General features: G+C 58.5%; 14 protein-coding genes. 2 read left to right on the top strand and 12 right to left on the bottom strand.

The annotated features are described in order from the left end of the window. Positions 1–715: 715 nt before the first annotated feature. Positions 716–2,299 carry a PQQ-dependent sugar dehydrogenase gene (locus FKG94_RS01905; protein ID WP_142902477.1) on the bottom strand — a complete coding sequence of 528 codons (1,584 nt, stop codon included), beginning with the start codon at positions 2,297–2,299 and terminating at the stop codon, positions 716–718. Between the two features lie 336 nt (positions 2,300–2,635). On the opposite strand from FKG94_RS01905, the gene FKG94_RS01900 reads away from it, so the two are divergent. Continuing rightward, positions 2,636–3,907 carry a mandelate racemase/muconate lactonizing enzyme family protein gene (locus tag FKG94_RS01900; RefSeq protein ID WP_142902476.1) on the top strand — a complete coding sequence of 424 codons (1,272 nt, stop codon included), beginning with the start codon at positions 2,636–2,638 and terminating at the stop codon, positions 3,905–3,907. Between the two features lie 34 nt (positions 3,908–3,941). On the opposite strand, the gene ileS is transcribed toward FKG94_RS01900, so the two are convergent. The 5 genes from ileS to FKG94_RS01875 form a co-directional block, all read right to left on the bottom strand. After that, positions 3,942–7,088: an isoleucine--tRNA ligase gene (gene ileS, locus FKG94_RS01895; RefSeq protein WP_218943401.1), complete on the bottom strand. Its 3,147-nt coding sequence runs from the start codon at positions 7,086–7,088 to the stop codon at positions 3,942–3,944. 281 nt (positions 7,089–7,369) lie between these two features. Then, positions 7,370–7,882, bottom strand: a complete 513-nt coding sequence (locus tag FKG94_RS28640; protein WP_179957441.1) for a hypothetical protein — start codon at positions 7,880–7,882, stop codon at positions 7,370–7,372. 496 nt (positions 7,883–8,378) lie between these two features. Further along, complete coding sequence (locus tag FKG94_RS01885; RefSeq protein ID WP_142902474.1) at positions 8,379–10,247, bottom strand: Gldg family protein; 1,869 nt, start codon at positions 10,245–10,247, stop codon at positions 8,379–8,381. Positions 10,248–10,254: 7 nt separating this feature from the next. Continuing rightward, positions 10,255–11,001: an ABC transporter permease gene (locus FKG94_RS01880; RefSeq protein WP_218943400.1), complete on the bottom strand. Its 747-nt coding sequence runs from the start codon at positions 10,999–11,001 to the stop codon at positions 10,255–10,257. Next, positions 10,998–11,921: an ABC transporter ATP-binding protein gene (locus FKG94_RS01875; protein ID WP_142902473.1), complete on the bottom strand. Its 924-nt coding sequence runs from the start codon at positions 11,919–11,921 to the stop codon at positions 10,998–11,000. Before FKG94_RS01875 ends, FKG94_RS01880 begins: the two co-directional genes overlap by 4 nt. A 119-nt stretch (positions 11,922–12,040) precedes the next feature. Here FKG94_RS01875 and FKG94_RS01870 point away from each other — a divergent pair, with 119 nt between their 5' ends. Continuing rightward, on the top strand, positions 12,041–12,571 hold the full coding sequence (locus FKG94_RS01870) for a leucine-rich repeat domain-containing protein (protein WP_179957440.1): 531 nt from the start codon (positions 12,041–12,043) through the stop codon (positions 12,569–12,571). A 132-nt stretch (positions 12,572–12,703) separates the two neighbouring features. On the opposite strand, the gene FKG94_RS01865 is transcribed toward FKG94_RS01870, so the two are convergent. From FKG94_RS01865 to lpxL, 6 genes are all read right to left on the bottom strand, one after another. After that, positions 12,704–12,988, bottom strand: coding sequence for a PilZ domain-containing protein (locus FKG94_RS01865; RefSeq protein ID WP_142902471.1), 285 nt, complete (start codon positions 12,986–12,988; stop codon positions 12,704–12,706). 509 nt (positions 12,989–13,497) lie between these two features. After that, positions 13,498–14,211: a phosphoribosylaminoimidazolesuccinocarboxamide synthase gene (purC, locus tag FKG94_RS01860; protein ID WP_142902470.1), complete on the bottom strand. Its 714-nt coding sequence runs from the start codon at positions 14,209–14,211 to the stop codon at positions 13,498–13,500. A gap of 27 nt (positions 14,212–14,238) precedes the next feature. Further along, positions 14,239–14,997, bottom strand: a complete 759-nt coding sequence (locus FKG94_RS01855) for an MBL fold metallo-hydrolase (RefSeq protein WP_142902469.1) — start codon at positions 14,995–14,997, stop codon at positions 14,239–14,241. Then, positions 14,997–16,181, bottom strand: a complete 1,185-nt coding sequence (gene bamC / locus FKG94_RS01850) for an outer membrane protein assembly factor BamC (RefSeq protein WP_142902468.1) — start codon at positions 16,179–16,181, stop codon at positions 14,997–14,999. The genes FKG94_RS01855 and bamC overlap by 1 nt, the downstream gene beginning before the upstream one ends. A gap of 62 nt (positions 16,182–16,243) precedes the next feature. Further along, positions 16,244–17,116, bottom strand: a complete 873-nt coding sequence (gene dapA / locus FKG94_RS01845; protein ID WP_142902467.1) for a 4-hydroxy-tetrahydrodipicolinate synthase — start codon at positions 17,114–17,116, stop codon at positions 16,244–16,246. Positions 17,117–17,375: 259 nt separating this feature from the next. Beyond that, positions 17,376–18,347, bottom strand: coding sequence for an LpxL/LpxP family Kdo(2)-lipid IV(A) lauroyl/palmitoleoyl acyltransferase (gene lpxL / locus FKG94_RS01840; protein ID WP_142902466.1), 972 nt, complete (start codon positions 18,345–18,347; stop codon positions 17,376–17,378). Positions 18,348–18,709: the final 362 nt, after the last annotated feature.

Genomic DNA, 18,709 nt, shown 5'->3' with positions numbered 1-18,709 from the left:
GGCAGGCGCCAGTCAGTCAGATTCGACACCCGGTAATACCACTACCCGATACTCTGTTTGTCACTATTGTCTATTGCCGTATCGATTGCACCGGCAAGAGAGGGAAAGAAATTATGGCTCGAACAATCGCTCTGAATCCGGTCGCCGGGCTGAATCCAGTTGCCTCAAATTCGCTGAACCGTAGCTCAAAAAACCTGGGGTTGACATCCAAGCCAACGGCTTTGAATTACGACTGCAGCCATTTCCCGGAAATGTAAAAAAACGTAACAACACCACAGACCGGCTAGGTCCCTTCAGCATTGACTACTCTCTCTTCCATTGCGTGCTACTCCCGTCTATCTTGATCTTCCTGTCTCTCGCGCCATTGGCAACCGTATATCTATTTCCGTTTTCAGGTAATCGTTTGCCGACCGAGGGCGCCGTATGTTAACACGCCGGAAAAATTTTCAATACGATAACAACAAAGAAAAAATGGCCGAATTTTAGTACGGAGGTAACCCCGGCTTTGCCAGCATGCGCTGGCTTAGCGTTAAGAAAAAAAACAGGAAGAGGCCCGAGAAGAGACAGGTAGAAAAAAACGACTTTTCAGAAATTTGCAAACCATGCAGAGCAAAAAATGTAACGCTTATTACTAAACTTATCGCAAGGCGTGCGCCTAATTATTGCCAGACGCCGCCACAATTCTATGCCAGTTGAAAGACAATCGCCGTCTCGGTTAGGCGCCGTCATCGCCGCGATAGCTGATGCGGTAAATAACATCGGCCCAGTCGTCGGATATCAATAGCGAGCCGTCTTGCAACTGCAGGATATCTACCGGCCTGCCCCAGTAAGCATCTTTTTCCCGGTCCAGCCAACCTTCGGCAAAAGGCTGGTAGCTGACAATACGATTGCCGTCGAGCTTGGCCACCATAATGCGGTAGCCCACTTTCTCGCTTCTGTTCCAGGAGCCGTGTTCCGCTACAAACAAGGCGTTTTTATAGTCCGGCGGGAACATGGTACCAGTGTAGAATTTGATGCCCAGGGGTGCGGTGTGGGCCTGTAGCTCCCATTCCGGCGCTCGATAATCTGCGCAGCCCCGGGCGTTGGCGAATTCCGGATCGATCACCGCGCGGCCGTGACAATGGGGAAAACCGAAATGCAGCCCCGGTTGCGCCAGGCGGTTGATTTCACAGGGAGGCGTATCGTCGCCCATCAAGTCGCGGCCATTGTCGGAAAACCACAGTTCCCCGGTTTGTGGATGCCAATCGATACCCACTGAATTTCGCACCCCTTTGGCGATTACCTCCAGACCGGTGCCGTCCAGATTCATTCGGGTGATGGTCGCATCGAGCGGATTGCCCGGCTCACACACGTTACAGTCGGCACCGACCGGAATGTAGAGTTTGTTATCCGGTCCCAGCGCCATAAACTTTTTCGCATGTTTAACCTGATTGGGGAAAGCATCGAAAATCACCTCGGGCGGCGGTGGGTTATCGAGCCGGTTTTCAATATCGGTGAACTTCAGTACCCGAATAATCTCGGCGACATAGAGATCACCGTCGACAAAGGCCAGCCCGTTGGGCCTGGCAAGCCCCGAGGCGATCGTATACTTTTTGTCGGCTTTCATATCCCGGTCGGTGTCCTGCAACGCGTACACCTCCTCGCCGAATTTGTTATTGCCGACGAAGACGGTGCCCCGATCTCCCATCACCAGCGAGCGGGCATCGTTTACATTCTCTGCGTAAATGGCGATTTCGAAGCCCGGCGGCAGTTTCAGGCCGGCCAGATCCCGATGGCCTTTGGCAAAGGTTTTATATTTTTTTTGCCGGGTTTTGCGCCCGAGAATGGGAACCCGGTTGTCGTAGGCCTGGTTGGCAGCCCGCACCCGCGCCACTTCGGCACTGTCGATAGGTTTGCCACTATCGCTAAAACGCCGGCGCACATAAGAAAGCAACTGCGCCAGGTCAGTGTCCGGTAGATGCTCGAACCCCGGCATCTCCCCGTCCCAGTATTCGCCGTTGACCAGTATCGGGCCGCGCAACCCGTGCAGCAGCACATTGATCAGGCGGGTCTGGTTGCCACTCACCCAGTCCGTGTCCATCAGCGGCGGCGCCACGCCGACAATCCCCTCGCCATCGACTTGATGGCAGGCCGCGCAATGGCGCAGGTAAAGCTGTTCACCGGCGGCCGCCGCGGGGAGGGTCGCGCCCACCGCCCGCGGGGTGATGCCCCGGTCGACGCAGCCGCTCGAGGTCATGGCGAAAGTCAAAACGAAAACCACTACAACACGCGCAATTGATCTGCGCTGTCCTGCATTCATAAGCAAAATCCAATTAGAGACCGGCCAGCTGCCGGCTGGAGTGATCGTATTTATAGCTGCGCCCCTGCCAGCGCACTTCGACAAGGCTTGTTTATAACCGGGCTGACCACAGATACCGATACAACTAGATAAAAGCCAATAAAATCAATGCAATAGACTAAACCTTTATAATTGGTCCGACCAAAAACAGTAATTCCGGCAAGAGACTGACATTTAATACTTTCATCCTACCTTACCATAATCTATTATTGGCCTGACCGAATTATAATACCTGGCACCAAATGATCAACCGCCAACCCCACCGGCAAACGGAAACCGTAAACGAAGGCACTACAAATGCGACGACCCCGACAACTGACACGCAGGAAACTGTTAAGGACCGGCCTGACTACCGGCCTGTTGACGACGCTGCCGCCGGTGATGGCTGGCGAGCCGGTTGCCAGCGCTCCCCTGCTCACTTTTCCCGGGCAGCTTCCCGAGTTTCATCACCTGCCGGCGCAAATCCCGCAGCCGGTGATCCTGGCAGCCGTCGAGCTGTTCGAATACCACAAGACACTGTTCCTGCGCACCCGGTCCACCGACGGCGTGGAGGGCATCGTCAAATGTAATGGCCGTTTACAACACCACCCCACCTTGTTTAAGAACCTGGTGGTACCCTTCTTCCTGGGCAAAGACTTGCGCGGACTGGAAACCCTGCTGGCCAATGTCCCCAACTACCGCCGCGGCTACAAATTTGCCGGTCTGCCCTACTGGAACAGCGTCGGTCATCTGGAGCTCAGCGCTCTCGACCTGCTCGGCAAGACGGCCAATAAATCCGTGGGGGCGCTCCTGGGGAAAGTCATCCACCGGCAGTTACCCTTCTATCTGTCCAGTACCCGCCGCGACACCACACCGGCACAGGAGGTGGCATGGCTCGGCAAGCGGGTGGCGGAGACCGGCGCCGGCGCCATCAAGATAAAAGTCGGCGGCCGCATGAGCCGCAATGCCGATGCGGCGCCCGGACGCAGCCAGGGTCTGGTGGCCCTGGCCCGCAAAACCTTTGGCGAGCGTATGGTCATCTATGCGGATGCCAACGGTTCGTACGACGCCCCCACCGCCATCCGGGTGGGGCATATGCTGCAGGACCACGGCGTCAGTTTTTTCGAAGAGCCCTGTCCCTGGCAGGACTTTGAAATGACCAGGCAGGTAGCCGATGCGCTGCAGATGGACGTTGCCGGCGGCGAGCAGGATTCCAGCCTGCCCAAGTGGCGCTGGATGATCGAGCACCGGGCACTCGACATCGTGCAACCGGACCTGCTCTACAACGGCGGGCTGATACGCTGTCTGGCGGTGGCCCGCATGGCCGCCCGGGCCGGGCTCAAGGTTATCCCCCACGCACCGCGCAACGACTCCGAAGTCTCCTACACCTTGCATTTCGCCTCGATCGTACCCAATATCGGCGCGCACCAGGAGTTCCAGGCCGCACCGCCGAAAGACCGCTATGGTTATCACCCGGAATTCAAAATCGTCGACGGTGTGATACCCGTCCCCACCACGCCCGGGTTGGGGGTAGTGTTCGATAAAGAGATTTGGCAGAAAGGGAAGCGGCTTTTATATGAGAAAGCTTGAGCTTTATCGACAAACGTCTTTCAAATCGGCAGCCTTAAGTCGCAGCACCGATCACCATCCGCAGTGGCGATCCATCAATCTCAAACAACTCACCGCTTTCGTCCATATCGGCACAGACGATACGACAGGCCAGAGTCTCTTGCGCGATATGATCGAGATGTCGACGGATGGCCAGGTGCAACGGTTGCTCTGCCTGGTAGGTCACCTCAATCCGCTCGGTAACCTGTAACTTCAATCGCTTGCGCGTCTTTTGAATGCAGCTAATCACCTCCCGCGCCCATCCCTCGGCAATCAAGTCATCCGTTAAACGGCAATCCAGTTCAATAGCTATATCCCGATCGCAGACAACCTCGGTCCCGGTCTTTGCCTGCCTGAATACCAGAATATCATCAGAGCGAAACCGTTCGCCGTCCAACTCTACTTCGCCGCTCGCCTGCAGGCGAGCCAGCTCCGCTGTGGTCAGATTTTCGATCAGGGCACGATACTTTGCAAAGTCTCTGCCCAAGCGCTTACCCAGCACCGGTGAGTTGGGTTTTCCCCGCAAGAGAATATAATCTTCCTCCCGATTGCAGTAGTACACCTGTTTAACGTTAAGCTCGGACCGGATATAAGGGTCCAGGTTCCGTAGCGCCTCCAGCAACGCCAAATCACTGTGGATAATGGTCAACTTTGCCAGCGGCGTCTTGGTTTTGATCTTAACCTGATTGCGTTTTTGCCGACCCAACAAGATAACCTGCTGCATCCGTTCAACACCGCGTTCCAATTCAGGCTTTATCAGACGGGATTGCGGTTGCGGATAAGCGCACAAGTGAACAGACAAAGGCATGGTCGTCGCACTTGAAGTATCCAGCGCTATCAAGCGCCGGTACAAGGTCTCAGACAAAAAAGGTGTAAACGGCGCCATTGTCCGGCTCAATTCCAACAGACAGGTATACAACGTGGTATAGGCGGCCTGTTTATCGGCGCTCATACCGGCAGCCCAGAACCGGGACCGGTTAAGGCGAATGTAGCCGTTTGTCAAATCCTCGATAAAGGCAAACAAAGCGGGCACCACATGGTAAAGCCGGTATTGTTGCATCTGCTCGGCAACGGTGGCCTGCAGCGACTGCAACCGCGACAGCAACCATTGATCGAGTATGTTATCGCTGTCCTGCCGATGCGTGCCGGGTTGCCATTGATCAATGCCGGCATAAGTCTGTAAAAACCGAAACCCGTTGAGCCAGGGCAACAAAACGCGGCGCACCATATCCTGCACACCGGCATCGGCAAACGCCTGTTCCTGCGCCCTCACCAGCCCCGAATTGATCAGATAAAGGCGCAGCGCGTCGGCGCCGTAGGTTTCCATCAACTCGTCCGGCGGCGTGTAGTTGCGCAGACGTTTTGACATTTTCTTACCGTCCGCGGCCATCACTATGCCGTTGACAATAACGTTTTTAAACGCCGGTTTGTCAAACAGCGCGCAGCTCAATACCGACAGCGTGTAAAACCAACCGCGGGTCTGGTCCAAGCCCTCGGCAATAAACTCGGCGGGAAATCCCTCGCCGAACAACGACTGGTTTTCGAACGGATAATGCAACTGGGCATAGGGCATGGCACCGGACTCAAACCAGCAGTCCAGCACTTCACTGACACGGCGATAGGTGCCCGGTTCCCCCGCCCGGGTAAAACTCAGCGGGTCCACATGTTCCCGATGCAAGTCCGCCGGCGCGGCACCGGTGTACGATGCCAATTCCTCCCGCGAGCCGATACAGATCTGCCGCTGGGTCACATCATTGACCCAGATGGGCAGCGGTGTTCCCCAGTAGCGGTTGCGGGAAATAGCCCAGTCGTTGGCGGCCGCCAGCCAGTTGCCCATGCGCCCGCTCTGCAGGTGCTCGGGAACCCAGTTGATCTGCCGGTTGAGCCGCACCAGGTCAGCGCGCAAAGATTCGACCCGCACATACCACGAGGGTATGGTCCGGTAGATGATCGGGGTGTCGGAGCGCGGGCAGAACGGATAACTGTGGGTAATCACCTCCTCCCGGTAAACATGCCCGCGGTGCTTGAGCGCGCGCAGGATATTGCGGTCGGCGTCTTTGACCTTTTGACCGGCGAAATCGGCTACCTCGGCGGTAAAACGCCCCGCCATATCTATCGGGCAGACCAGGGCATCGATGGCCGCCGCTTTGAAAATACGCAAGTCGTCTGCGCCGAAGGCGGGCGCCAGATGTACTATGCCGGTGCCGTCATCGGTGGAGACATAATCGTCAGCCAGTACTTGAAACGCACCGCGGTTTTGTAAATCGGTAAAATAAGGAAACAGCGGTTGGTAACGTTTACCCACGAGGTCGCGACCTGTTATTTTGCCGATGACACTGAGGTGCTCCCGCTCACCCAGCCTGTCAAAACCTGTCCTGGACATCACCAGTGTGATACCCGCAACCCGATCCCGGACCTTGACGTATTCAATCGAGCTGCCCACACACAAGCCCAGGTTGGCGGGCAGGGTCCAGGGCGTAGTGGTCCAGGCGGCCAGGTAACAGTCTTCGTCCGCCAGCTTGAACAACACCGTAACGGCCGGGTCCCGCACCTGTCGATAGTTGGAACCCGCCTCAAAGTTGGACAGCACCGTGCCCAGTGCGGTGGAGAAAGGAACCACTTTTAAGCCCTGATAAATCAGGTCTTTCTCCCAGAGTTGCTTTACCACCCACCAGACGGATTCCATATACCAGGGCTCCATGGTGCGGTAGTCATTCTCAAAGTCCACCCAGCGCCCCACCCGGGTGATAGTGGACTCCCACTCGGCGGTATAGCGCTGCACGATACGCCGGCACTCGTCGTTATACCCTTTGATCCCCAACTGCGCGACGGCCTCGGACGCGGACAGGCCCAGGCTTTTGTCGATTTCGTGTTCTATGGGCAAGCCGTGACAATCCCAACCGAAACGCCGCTGGACATAACGACCATTCATAGTGAAGTAACGGGGCACGATATCCTTGAGAATGGAACCCACCAGGTGACCGTGGTGCGGCAGCCCGGTGGCAAACGGCGGGCCGTCATAGAAAACGTAAGGTTTGCCGCCGCGGGTTTGCGCCAGCGACTGTTCGAAAACGGCCTGCTCACGCCAAAACGCCAGCACCTGGTGTTCGTGGTCGACGAAAGAAAAATTGTCATTGATCGGATTGCACGTATCGGGGCTCACGACATTACCTGTGGTTTGGTTAACTGCCAGCCCTGCAACGAAAAAACCCGTCAAGGCTGACGGGTTTTTGTGTCTGTTTTGATCTGCGCGACTTAACCCATCATGCTGACTCGCATAATGATGTTAATAATTCGCTGGCGCAGAGTTGATTTAGTCATGGTCGGCATAATTGCTGATTCCGCCGGGGCTGTCAAGCAAGCGGCGCCGGGTCCGGCGGCACGGGGGTATAAATGGCTATCGCTGAGAGACTTCCGCAGGTATAAGCACCCTGTTGAAGCGACTCAAATTGGCGCCGGCCCGGCTTTCGGGTGCTCAGCCACCTGTCGATCACGCACGTTATTCAGCGCCTCCACCAGAGCAAGCGCCTGCTCCCGCGGCACCAGGTCATCACAGCTAAAACTTTGGAAGTCATAATCCTTGGCCTGCTTGCCAAACACCACATACTCACTGTCGAGCTGCAGGCGTGCATGGCAATCGTTCAGGTTAACCCGGATTTTGAAATTGCGCTGCTCCGCCCCCTTCCACTGTTGCAGCAACTGGGCGGTATAGACATAGCCCTCTACCGCGATCAGCCCGTGCACCGACATCGCCGGATTGACCAGATCGCCGATATACTTGACTTTGACCAGCGAGACCATATCGGCGGCTTGATAGCGCCGCTGCAGGTCTTCATCCGCCAGTGCCGCCAACCCGGCAACCGGCATTGACAGACCCAGTAACAGACTCACCAGCCATCTCGGCGCCACGCTCAAACACAATTCAGACAGAGACAAAAAGATACCCCCATTTTTCATCTTTACCACATCAGTCTTTATTCAATCGGTCATTCCCCGATCCCGGCCGGTTGCAGCCAGTGGCCGTCATACTACACTATTTCTGAGGGATCGATAGCCTGTTTAGTTCCTCGCGAGAAGCAATAAATCGCGCCCTCACCCAGTCGACCCGGTGTCCACCGGTAATATAACCGACAAACCCGAGCTCAATCTGACCTCCGTCAAGCTGTACCGGAATCAGCGCTTCGTTTTCGATCCCCAGGCGCTAAAACCCACCACTCCGGCAGGCGGTGGGCACAATTAAACATCTTGGAAGAGGCAAGTGGAAACACCGGTAGCGGCAACCACCGCAGGCATGGCGTCGCCACTGTTCCATAACGGCCAAACGCAGCGAGGCACGCAGCACTATGCGTCAACAATCGGCTTGCCGGGGGTATATAGCCATACTATTTCGCGAAAAGAACTGGGGATCAGCACACTTTAGTGCCGCAGCAGTCTGGCAGTTATGGCGCAGCGACTAGACTGCCGGCCGGATCCGCCGCCGGCGTCTGCGCATCCAGGCGAGGCCGATCGCGCCGAGCGTGAGCAGCCCCGGCACCAGCGCGGCGTTGATCAGCAGCAGGCGGGTCTCCAGGGCCCCGATATCCTTGCGCAACTGGTGCTGTACCTGCCGCAAGTCACGGCGCACTTGCAGCTTTTCCAGTTCAAACGCCTTGATATCCTGCCGCTGGGCAGCGTCCGACTCCAGTACCATTTCGCCCTGCTCGGTCTGACTGAGCTGTTGGATTTGCACCTCAAGCTGCTCTAACTTATCCATCAAAATCTGTTCCTGTTCCTGGAAGCGTTCTGTCGCCACACGTTGCAGCCGCTCCACCACCTCGAACGGGCGTGTGTAAGTGCCCCGGGAACGCACGCTGATCAGGTCGGCACTGCCACTGAGGTTTTCCACCGCGTTGATCACAAAGGCGCCGTTATTGGCCCAGGGCGCGGCCACGCGCTGGCCGAAAAAGTCGCTGACCTGCACCCACAACCGGTCGCTGAGCATATCGGTATCGGCGACCACGACAATATTGATGTCGCGCTGCGAAGCCTGCAGATGAGGTGTCTGCCCGGTCGGACCGGCGGCGTCCGGCGCCGCAGGCGGTCCCTCGGGAAACGCGCTGGACACCGGCCCGCGCACCCGCGCCGCCAGGGTATAGCGCTGCCCGGTCGGTACGAAACCCTGCAACAGTTTGCCGTGGTCGCGCAGGTTCGCAAACTTGTCGCTGGCCATGGGCATGGCGCTGTCGCTGCTGGTCAACAGCGGTACCCAGCGGGTGGTCGCTCCCGGCGCCGGTGCGACGCTACCGGCGGTGGCGAGGTTGATATTCTCGAGATCCGCGGTAACGATATCATCGCGATGTAACGCGTCATCCTGCAAACCAAAAAGACCCAGGTGAGGCAGCGGCAGTTTATCCTCGGCGGTGGCCAGGCGCAGGGCCCATTTACTGTCGCCCAGCACCTGCTCGGGGTCGAATGCCACACCCCAGGCTGCAAACAGGGCCGGTAACGCTGAGCGGCCGGCCCCCGGCAGCGCCATTTCGGCGTGGGGATCGACAAAAATCAGGGCCCGACCACCGCGCAGGACGAACTGGTCGATGGCATAGCGCGTCGGCGCGCTGAGTTCACGGGGATGAATGATTAACAGCACGTCCACATCGGCATCGATGGCAACAGTGGTGGGGTCGAGTGCCCGCACCCGGGTCAACTGTTGCAATTGCTCAATCACCAGCCAGGGCGGTGCCGGCTGGCGGGTCCTGACATCGAAACCGCCAAACACCTCCAGCGACGCGATAACACCTACCACCGCGGGTTTGGCATTATCGAGCCGGTAGATCAGTTGGCTGATGTCGTACTCCAGAAAGGCCTCGCGCTGAAGACTGAAAAGGCTGATCACCTGCTGCTCGCCCGCGGCGTTGGTCCCGAGCAGACCAAAGTAAACGGCAAAACTCCCAGCCCCCCCCGGCAAGCCTTGCAGACCGGCCTCCGCCGCGCGCTCTTCCGCGGTACTGAAGGGCTCCGGATCGACGACTTCCAGGGTCAGCTTGCCGCCACTCAGAGACGCGTACTCCTCGAGCAACTCGCGCACCCGCCGGGCAAACTCGCGCTGGCGGGGAAACTGCTGCGCGACCTGGTCGGAGAAAAAAAATGACAGTGCAATGGGCTCGTTGATATCGGCGAGAATTTGCCGGCTGCCCTCGCTCAGGGTGTAGAGTCGATCCTGTGTGAGGTCCAGACGCCAGTAGGGTAGCTGCTGAATCAGACCTGCGCCCGCCACCAACACCACTGCCAGCAGCGCCAACCCCGCGCCGGAGAGCCACCATTGCCGCTGTCGGGTTGTGCCCATATCTTCCTCAGCCCGCTTTCTTCACTTGAATGACAATCGCCGTTGCCAGCAACCAACACCCGATAAACAGAACGAAAAACAACAGGTCGCGCCAATCCAGCACGCCGCGGCCGATACTCTGGAAATGCGTGAGGAAACTCAGCGAGGCGAGTGTGTCCACCAGCCAGTTGGGCGCCCATCCGTACAACACCTCCAGCAACGCCGGATAGCCGATAATAACGAACACAAAACAGACGCTGACGGTCAAAATAAAAGCGATCACCTGATTGCCGGTGGTCGCCGACAGGCACGACCCCACCGCCAGAAACGCGCCGGCCATCAGCCAGCTTCCCAGGTAGGCCGCCACCACCACCCCGTTGTCGGGGTCGCCGAGGTAATTCACCGTTAGCCAGATCGGAAAGGTCAGCAGCAGCGCAATTCCGGTGAACAACCAGGCGGCAAGAAACTTGCCCAGCACCATCTCGAGCAGGGTCACAGGCAGGGTCATCAACAGCTCGATGGTGCCGGATTTGCGCTCCTCGGCCCACAGTCGCATCGCCAGGGGCGGCGCCAGGATCAGGTACAGCCAGGGGTGAAATAGGAAAAACGAGGTCAGGTCGGCCTGCCCGCGATCGAAAAAATTGCCGAGTTTAAAGGTAAAAAAACTACTCAGCATAAGAAAGATCACAATAAACAGGTAGGCGAGCGGCGTGGCAAAGTAACTGCCCAACTCGCGTCGCAACAGGGCCGGCAGCGCCGGCAGCAGCCGGGTCACGACTGGCCTCCGGTCAACTGCCGAAAGACTTCATCCAGGCGTCCTTCGAGCGTATGCATCTCCGCCACACACCAGCCCCGATCGTGAATACAGGCGCTGACGGCGGCGGAGATATCGACACCGGCTTCGGGGAAGACAGTGTAACCATGCCCCTGTGTGGCCCCGACCACTTCGGCCACGCCGGGCAGGGTCGCCAGCGTCTGCGCCACCGGATAGGGTTGGGTAAAACGCAGCGTTATCGCCTTGTGGTATTTCGAGTGCGCCTGCAGTTGCGCCGGGGTGCCATCGGCAATAATGGCGCCGCGATGGATGATGATGGCACGGGAACAGACGGCGCTGACTTCCTCGAGTAGATGGGTGGAAATAATGACGATCTTGTCTTGCGCCAGGTTTCGAATCAGTTCCCGCACCTGGTGTTTCTGGTTGGGGTCCAGACCATCGGTGGGCTCGTCCAGTATCAGGACCTTGGGGTCGTGGAGAATGGCCTGGGCGAGGCCGACGCGACGTTTGTACCCCTTCGACAGCGTGTCTATCGTCTGATGCTGTACTGATGCCAATTGCAACAGGGATATCAGCTCGCCAATCCGGCGCCCTTTTTCCTCGCGCCCCAGGCGTCGCACCGAAGCGATAAAGCGCAGGAAGTGCAGCACGGTCATATCCCCATAGCAGGGGGCACCCTCCGGCAGGTAACCGATTTGCTGCTTGGCGGCAATGGGGTCGCCGCTGATATCGGTCCCATAGATGCTGATGCGGCCGCTATCGGGAGTGAGAAAACCGGTAATCATCTTCATGGTGGTGGATTTGCCGGCCCCGTTGGGACCGAGAAACCCCAACACCTCGCCCGGCGCCACCTGAAAAGAGAGATTGTCGACCGCGGTTATCGTGTCGAAGCGCTTGGAAAGCTGATGTATCTCTATCATCTGGCTGCCGCTGCCGTCTGCCAGGTTGTGGACACGATGGCGTTAACTCCGGGTGGCGACGACAAGCGATGGTTTGGGCCGTACAATGTCATTTTTTTACTCAGTGGGGATTGGGCGAGATGAAAAGGTTCAGGGCAGCGGGGCCGGCATTGCGGCTGCTGGTCGGCACACTGGTGGGCGCGGCGGCCACAATCTCCGGCTGCGCCAATTATGCTGTCACTTTCAACGATCGTCCGGTGTACACCCCACCCCCTTTGTTTGTCGATTATGAGGTTGCAGACCGCCGGTTGAAAGTGTGCATCGACCAGACCATCGCCGACCGCCGCATCACCAGTGCCACCGCGCTCAAGCAGCTCTCGTGCAGCTATGGGGGCATCGAGTCGCTGGCGGGTATCGAGCTGTTTACCGGCCTGCGCCGCCTCGGCCTGTCGAGCAACCGACTGACCGATCTCACGCCACTGGCGACACTGACGCAACTGGTACACCTGGACGTCAGTGAAAACCGGCTCACCGCCGCGGCGCCACTACTGTCGCTGTTGCGGCTGGAGTATCTGGATGTCAGTAAAAACCCCAATCTCCCGTGCGGCGATCTGCGCCAGCTGACCGGTAGTCTCAACGGCGAATTCATTTTGCCGCAGCACTGCCGCTAGCGCACCCCCAACACGCTCCATTTGACGCTTGCAGGGCTCTTTAAACACCACAGCTGCACGAGACCCACTACCTGCCAGGTATGAGCGCTCTACCACTGTGTCTGCGCCACACTGTACCCGGCGCTCGGTACCCTATGCCTGGCGCTCAATACCAACGGCAAAGGTCAGCCCTATCATATTGCGGTGATGGTGCACGATACGCATGGAAACCGGCTCTTCGTTGATAGCGCCCACAACTTTCTTGAACCTGACGCTGACCACAGTCCCCACCGGCGGAATGGGTTGGTTTTCTACAAGTACGGCTGCCCCACCGTCAGAAATATCTTGAGTGAAACCCACAATGGTCCCGAAGGCCGAATGGGCCATTTCCACCCGAATTGAGGTAGGCCTCCGTTCGAAACGGCGACGCTCGTCCACTGGCGTAACTCCTTATACTGGTAGGTTTGTTTTATACTTGCAGGTTAGTCTTATAATAGCGGATGTCATCACTTTTGGCCTATAAAACCACAAAAAGCGCCCAGTTCAAACACCAGCGGTAAAATAGGCTCGCTGCAGGCTGTTCCGGTTGCGGCGATTTGACCCGGTTCTCCTTAGACAAACCGCCAATAATCCACAGATTCTGTGGATAACTCTGTGAATGAACCTCTTAAAAACCGCTAAAAGCCGTATTTTTGCAGGACTATTTGCAAATTGACGACAAAGTGATCAGGAGGTAAAAGCCTTTAAATATCAAAAAGTTGTGCTATTTTTTTAGCATTTTAACGACTGTCAAGTAAAAACTTTCGACACTGCCTGTTCAGAATCCGGGACATGTGGAAAAATCCGGACAGGTTAGTCAGGTCAATCCACCACAAGCTCTGTAGTAAGCGCCAACTTGTACTGACGTACGACTCCATTGACGATCTGTCCTGTTGGGCCCGCGGCCCTCAGTCGAAGGTCAGCCCCAGCCGCCGCCCCACCAGCTCATAGGACTCGACCACATCGCCCAGGTCCTGGCGAAAACGGTCCTTGTCGAGCTTTTCGCGTGTCTCGCGGTCCCACAAGCGGCAGCCGTCCGGGGTAAATTCATCCCCCAGCACCAACTCGCCCCGGTAAACGCCGAACTCGAGTTTGTAGTCCACCAGCAGCATATCGCCGGCCAGGAACAGCGACTTGAGTACGTCGTTGATTTGAAAAGTCAGGGCCTTCATTGCTTCCACCTGCTGCGGCTCGGCCCAACCGAACGAGCGAATATGGTATTCATTGATCATCGGATCGCCGAGCGCATCGTCTTTCAGAAAAAACTCGAATGTCGGCGGCTGCAGCGTCCGCCCCTCAGCCACCCCCAAACGGCGGCAGATCGAGCCGGCGGCAATGTTGCGTACCACACACTCCAGCGGAATCATCTCCAGGCGCTTGACCAGCGACTCCTCGGCCGACAGCAGGCGCTCGAAATGGGTCGCAATGCCGGCGGCGGCGAGCTTTTCCATAATGAACGCGTTGAACTTATTGTTGACCATGCCTTTGCGCTCAAGCTGAGCGACTTTTTTGCCGTCAAATGCCGAGGTGTCATTGCGAAACAGGAGAATGAGCTTGTCTTCCTCATCGGTGGTATACACCGATTTGGCCTTTCCCGCGTAGAGTTGGTCGCGTTTTTCCATCGTCTTACCTTGTCTGGCCTGCCTTGCCTACTCGATCGACAACCAGTCGAACCCCTGGTCCTGGCAGGCATAGTGGACCCGGGCAATACCGCTGATTTTATCGGTTAACGCGGCCTGCGCCAGGGCCAGAGAGTTATTTTTCTGGCTGATATGGGCCACTACCAAATGTTGCAGCCGGCGCCGTTCCAGGCGGGCTAAAAAGCCGGCCGTCTGGAGGTTACTCAAATGTCCCCAGGGGCCGCCGACACGGCGCTTGAGCGAGACCGGATAGGGCCCGGCTGCGAGCATGCCGGGGTCGTGGTTGGCTTCCAGCACGAGCGCGTCACAGTCGGCGTAGTGGTTTTCCACGTGGGGCGTGATACTGCCCAGGTCGGTGAGCACCCCGAGCCGCTTACCCGCCGCCTGCACCACGAATTGCGCCGGCTCCCGGGCGTCGTGGGGCACTGCCACCGGGGTCACATCCAAGCTGCCGACACTGAACGATTGGTAACCGTGGATCAATTCCAACGCCGGCAGTTCACCGAGGTCCCGCGCCTTGTAGGTGCCGGGGGTCATATAGACGGGCAGTCGATAGCGCCGCGCCAGCGGCGCCACACCACTGAGATGGTCGCTGTGTTCATGGGTGACCAGGACCGCCGCCAGTTGCTCCGCCGCCACCCCCAGGCGCGCCAGCCGGCGCTGGGTTTCCTTGACGGTGAAACCACAGTCGATCAGCACGCAGTCGTCACCGGATCGCACCAGGGTGGCGTTGCCGCGACTGCCGCTGCCGAGCGATGCAAACTGCACTAAATCAGGTTCCGCCGAATCACTTGTAATAACGCCTGCGCCTGTTTCGGCGCCAGCAACTGGGCGTAGGCATCGCGCACGCGTACCTCAATATTGTTATCGTCACCGCGCACCACCACCAGGTAGCCCGGCGCGTTGGCCAGTGCGTCCGCCTGGGCCTGTAGCAACACATCGGCGAAGATCGCCCGGTTTTGCGCGTTGTCCTCCAACTGCAGCTGCGCCAGCACCTGCTGCAAAGAATAAGGTGTCTGCGGCGGCGGCTCGTCTTCGTCACCGCCGAACCAGCGGCTCAGGAAACCCGGCTCTTCATCCTCGTCGGGCTCCTGGCGAAACCCCACATAGTAAATCCCCATGGTTTTATCGTCATCCCACAGGTGAAAACCGCCCCGCTGCACCGCATAGCCCACCGTGGCCCAGGCACGAGTGTAGGGCAGTTCCATATGCAACAGCGGCTCGATGGTCGTGGTCAGAATCGCCACCTTGGGACCGCCGCCGATAGTTTGCGCCAGTAACGACGTGGCACCGCTGCTCTCTTCGCTGGCCAGCGTTGCCGCCAATTCGTCGATCATCCAGGACTCGCGCTCGGCATTCGCTGATCCCGCCGGCCAGTTGACCTGCCCGCCCGCCGGTACGTCTTTGCCCACACTCATATGCAGCACATGAATTTCAGTGCTTTCGGGTTGCACCCCCTGCTCGATTTGCAGCCGATAGCGGTCTTTGTTGTCCGGGTCCGTTTTGAACTGCAGCCAGTCGGTTTCGATAATGCCGTTGGTGGCGTCGGTGAAAGCCACCTGCAGGCCGGCGCGACCGAGAAAGTTCCGCACCCGCGGCCAGACTTCGCTCGGCGGCGTGTTGATCAAAATCCAGCGGCTTTCGCCGAGGCGCTGGATTTTGACCTTCTCGGTCAGCTGGCCGGTGCCGAGCTCCTGGGGCCGCGGCACCTCGAACACGCCGCCGGCGACGCCCTCACCACTGTCGCGAGCCACCGAGGGAATGACGTAGAGTTCGTCCAGTGAGCTTTCACTCAACCCTTCCGGCACGATGATCGGCGGGATCGAGTCGGCTTTTAGGTAGTCGTCACCGCGATCGCGAAAATACCCCTCCTGTCCAAACAGCATACTGCAGCCCGCCAGGGCCGGGATCAAAGCAGTGGAGAGAATCAACCTGAACACAACATTCATCATTATCTTTTTTTGCTACCTCAATGGATTTGCCGCGCTATCTTTGCCGCGCTACCTCTCCCGAACTACAACAGGCCCGCAGCATCGAGTGCCGCGCGCACCTGGTCGTGGTAGCGGGCGGCCAACGGCGTCAGGGGCAAACGTATACCGGTGCCGATCAGCCCCATCTGTGCCACCGCCCACTTCACCGGAATCGGGTTTGATTCCACAAACAGCGCTTCATGCAGGGGCCCCAGTTGCCGGTCCAACTCGCGCGCCTGCGCGGTTGCATCGGCCAGCGCCAGCTCGCACAGGCGCGCCATCGCCGCGGGGGCGACATTGGCGGTCACGGAGATATTGCCGCGCCCGCCGAGTAACATTAACTCAACCGCGGTGGCGTCGTCGCCGGATAACACCAGGAAGTCGTCGGTGGCATCAAGAATATGGCTGACCCGGGCCAGCTCTCCAGTGGCCTCCTTGACGCCGATAATATTGTCCTCTGCCGCCAGGCGAATCACCGTCTGCGGGTCCATATCAACGCCGGTGCGCCCCGGCACGTTATAAAGTATCTGGGGAATGGCGACAGCGCGGGCAATATGCTGGTAGTGCAGGAACAAACCTTCCTGAGTCGGCTTGTTGTAGTAGGGGGTCACCAGCAGGCAGGCGTCGGCACCCCGTTCCCGGGCGGCGGCGGTAAGCGCCACCGCCTCGTCGGTGGCGTTGGCACCGGTGCCGGCGATCACCGGAATGCGGCCGTTGACCTGGTCGACAATCCGCTTGATCACATCGAGGTGCTCGGTCACGCTCAGGGTGGCCGACTCCCCGGTGGTACCAACGGCAACTATGGCATGAGTACCCTGCTCCAGGTGCCACTCCACCAGTTTGTGGAGGCTGTCCCAATCCAGTCGGTTATCCGCTGTCATCGGGGTCACCAGGGCGACCATGCTGCCTTCGATCATCTGTTATCTCCGTCCACCTATGGGTTGCCGTAGCCGGCACCTTTCGGGCAAAGGCGTAATGGTACTGACGCCATAACCGTGAAACAAGTTCCGCGGCGCTTTTCTTTACCGCTTTTTGTCAGTTTCGTGACGGCCGGGACTGTCGCCGGCAGTGTTTTGAGGCAGTGACTTCGTTGTGCGGTGCCGTTGTCGATGGGATGCGGGAAATGCCCGGACCCAGTCAAGCGGCCGCCACCCGCCGCACAGCCGGCGGCGGCCATCACGCCCGTTCGGCAGCGGGGCGGCGCTTTTTGCGTTTTTTGCCGGCATCGTCATAGAGGTCGGGAGCGCCCGGCGGGCGTGTTTTGAAACGCCGGTGCACCCACAGGTATTGCTCCGGCTGCTCCCGAATACGCGCCTCTATAAAGGCGTTGATCGCGGTCGCGTCCAAGCTGTCGTCACCACTCGGAAAATTCTCCAGCGGCGCGTGCACCGTCACTTTATAGCCCCGCCCGCGGGGTAACCGGGTTTGGGTAAACGGTATGACCCGGGCGTCGCCGAGCCGGGCGAACTTGGCGGTAGCGCTGACCGTGGCGGCCGGAATACCAAAAAAAGGCACGAAGATACTGAATCTGCGCCCATAATCCTGATCCGGGGCATACCAGGCGGCGCGGCCGTCGCGCAGGGCCCGAATCATGGCGCGCAGGTCGCCCCGGGGAATAACGGCGGTATCGGTGCTGTGGCGGGCGCGGCCGCGATACTGTACCAGATCGTAGACCGGGTTGTTGTGGGGCCGATACATACCGTCGATGGAGTGGCTCATATTCATAAAGGCAGCGCCGATGTCGAGAGTGGTGAAATGCATGGCCAGCAACACTACGCCTTCACCGGCCTCTTTGGCGCGTTGCAAATGCTCCAACCCCTCGATAGTGAACAGCCGGCGCAGCCGCCACTGCGGCCAGAACCAGGCGATACCCGATTCGAAGAGCGCCATGCCGGTGGAATAAAAGTTCTCGCGCAACAGTTGCCGGCGCGCGGCGGCGTCCAGTTCAGGAAAGCATAGGGCCAGATTGCGATCGGCGATGGCGTAGCGGCGCCGGGCAAAATAAAACGACAACCAGCCAAACAAGCGGCCCAACCCCATCTGCCAGCGATAGGGCAACTGCGAGATCAACCACCAGCAGCCAATCCCCAGCCAGGTGGGCCAAAAGCGGGGGTGGAGCATGGCGGCGTTAAAACGGGGTTTATCCATGAAATGTGGGACAGCGGGCAAAAGTGCCGATTATAGGGAGCGCATGGACAACTTGCACCTTTTGCAGTGGCACCATGCTAGGGGTGACGTAACTCTAGTTGCGTCTCCCCTAGCATGGTGCCACTTCCCTTTTCTTGGGCACCTGTTTGGTGTACTGCGGTTTCCTTTCACCTTTCAGCTCAGGTGTAAGCGAATACCAGCGCTCTTTGTGGCACGGTGCCGCCGGGGATGGTGCCGTTTGAGAGTGGTGTGGCGCCCCTCGAAGGGGTCTGCCCCTCGTGCCCCTCGAAGGGGTCGGGGGGGGGGGGGTTTTTTTAATTGAGGGGGGGGGGTGGATTAAAAAAACACCCCCCCCCCCCCCC

Source organism: Exilibacterium tricleocarpae, assembly GCF_007004655.1.
Classification (GTDB): domain Bacteria; phylum Pseudomonadota; class Gammaproteobacteria; order Pseudomonadales; family Cellvibrionaceae; genus Exilibacterium; species Exilibacterium tricleocarpae.
This window is presented reverse-complemented; position numbering and strand designations above follow the sequence as displayed.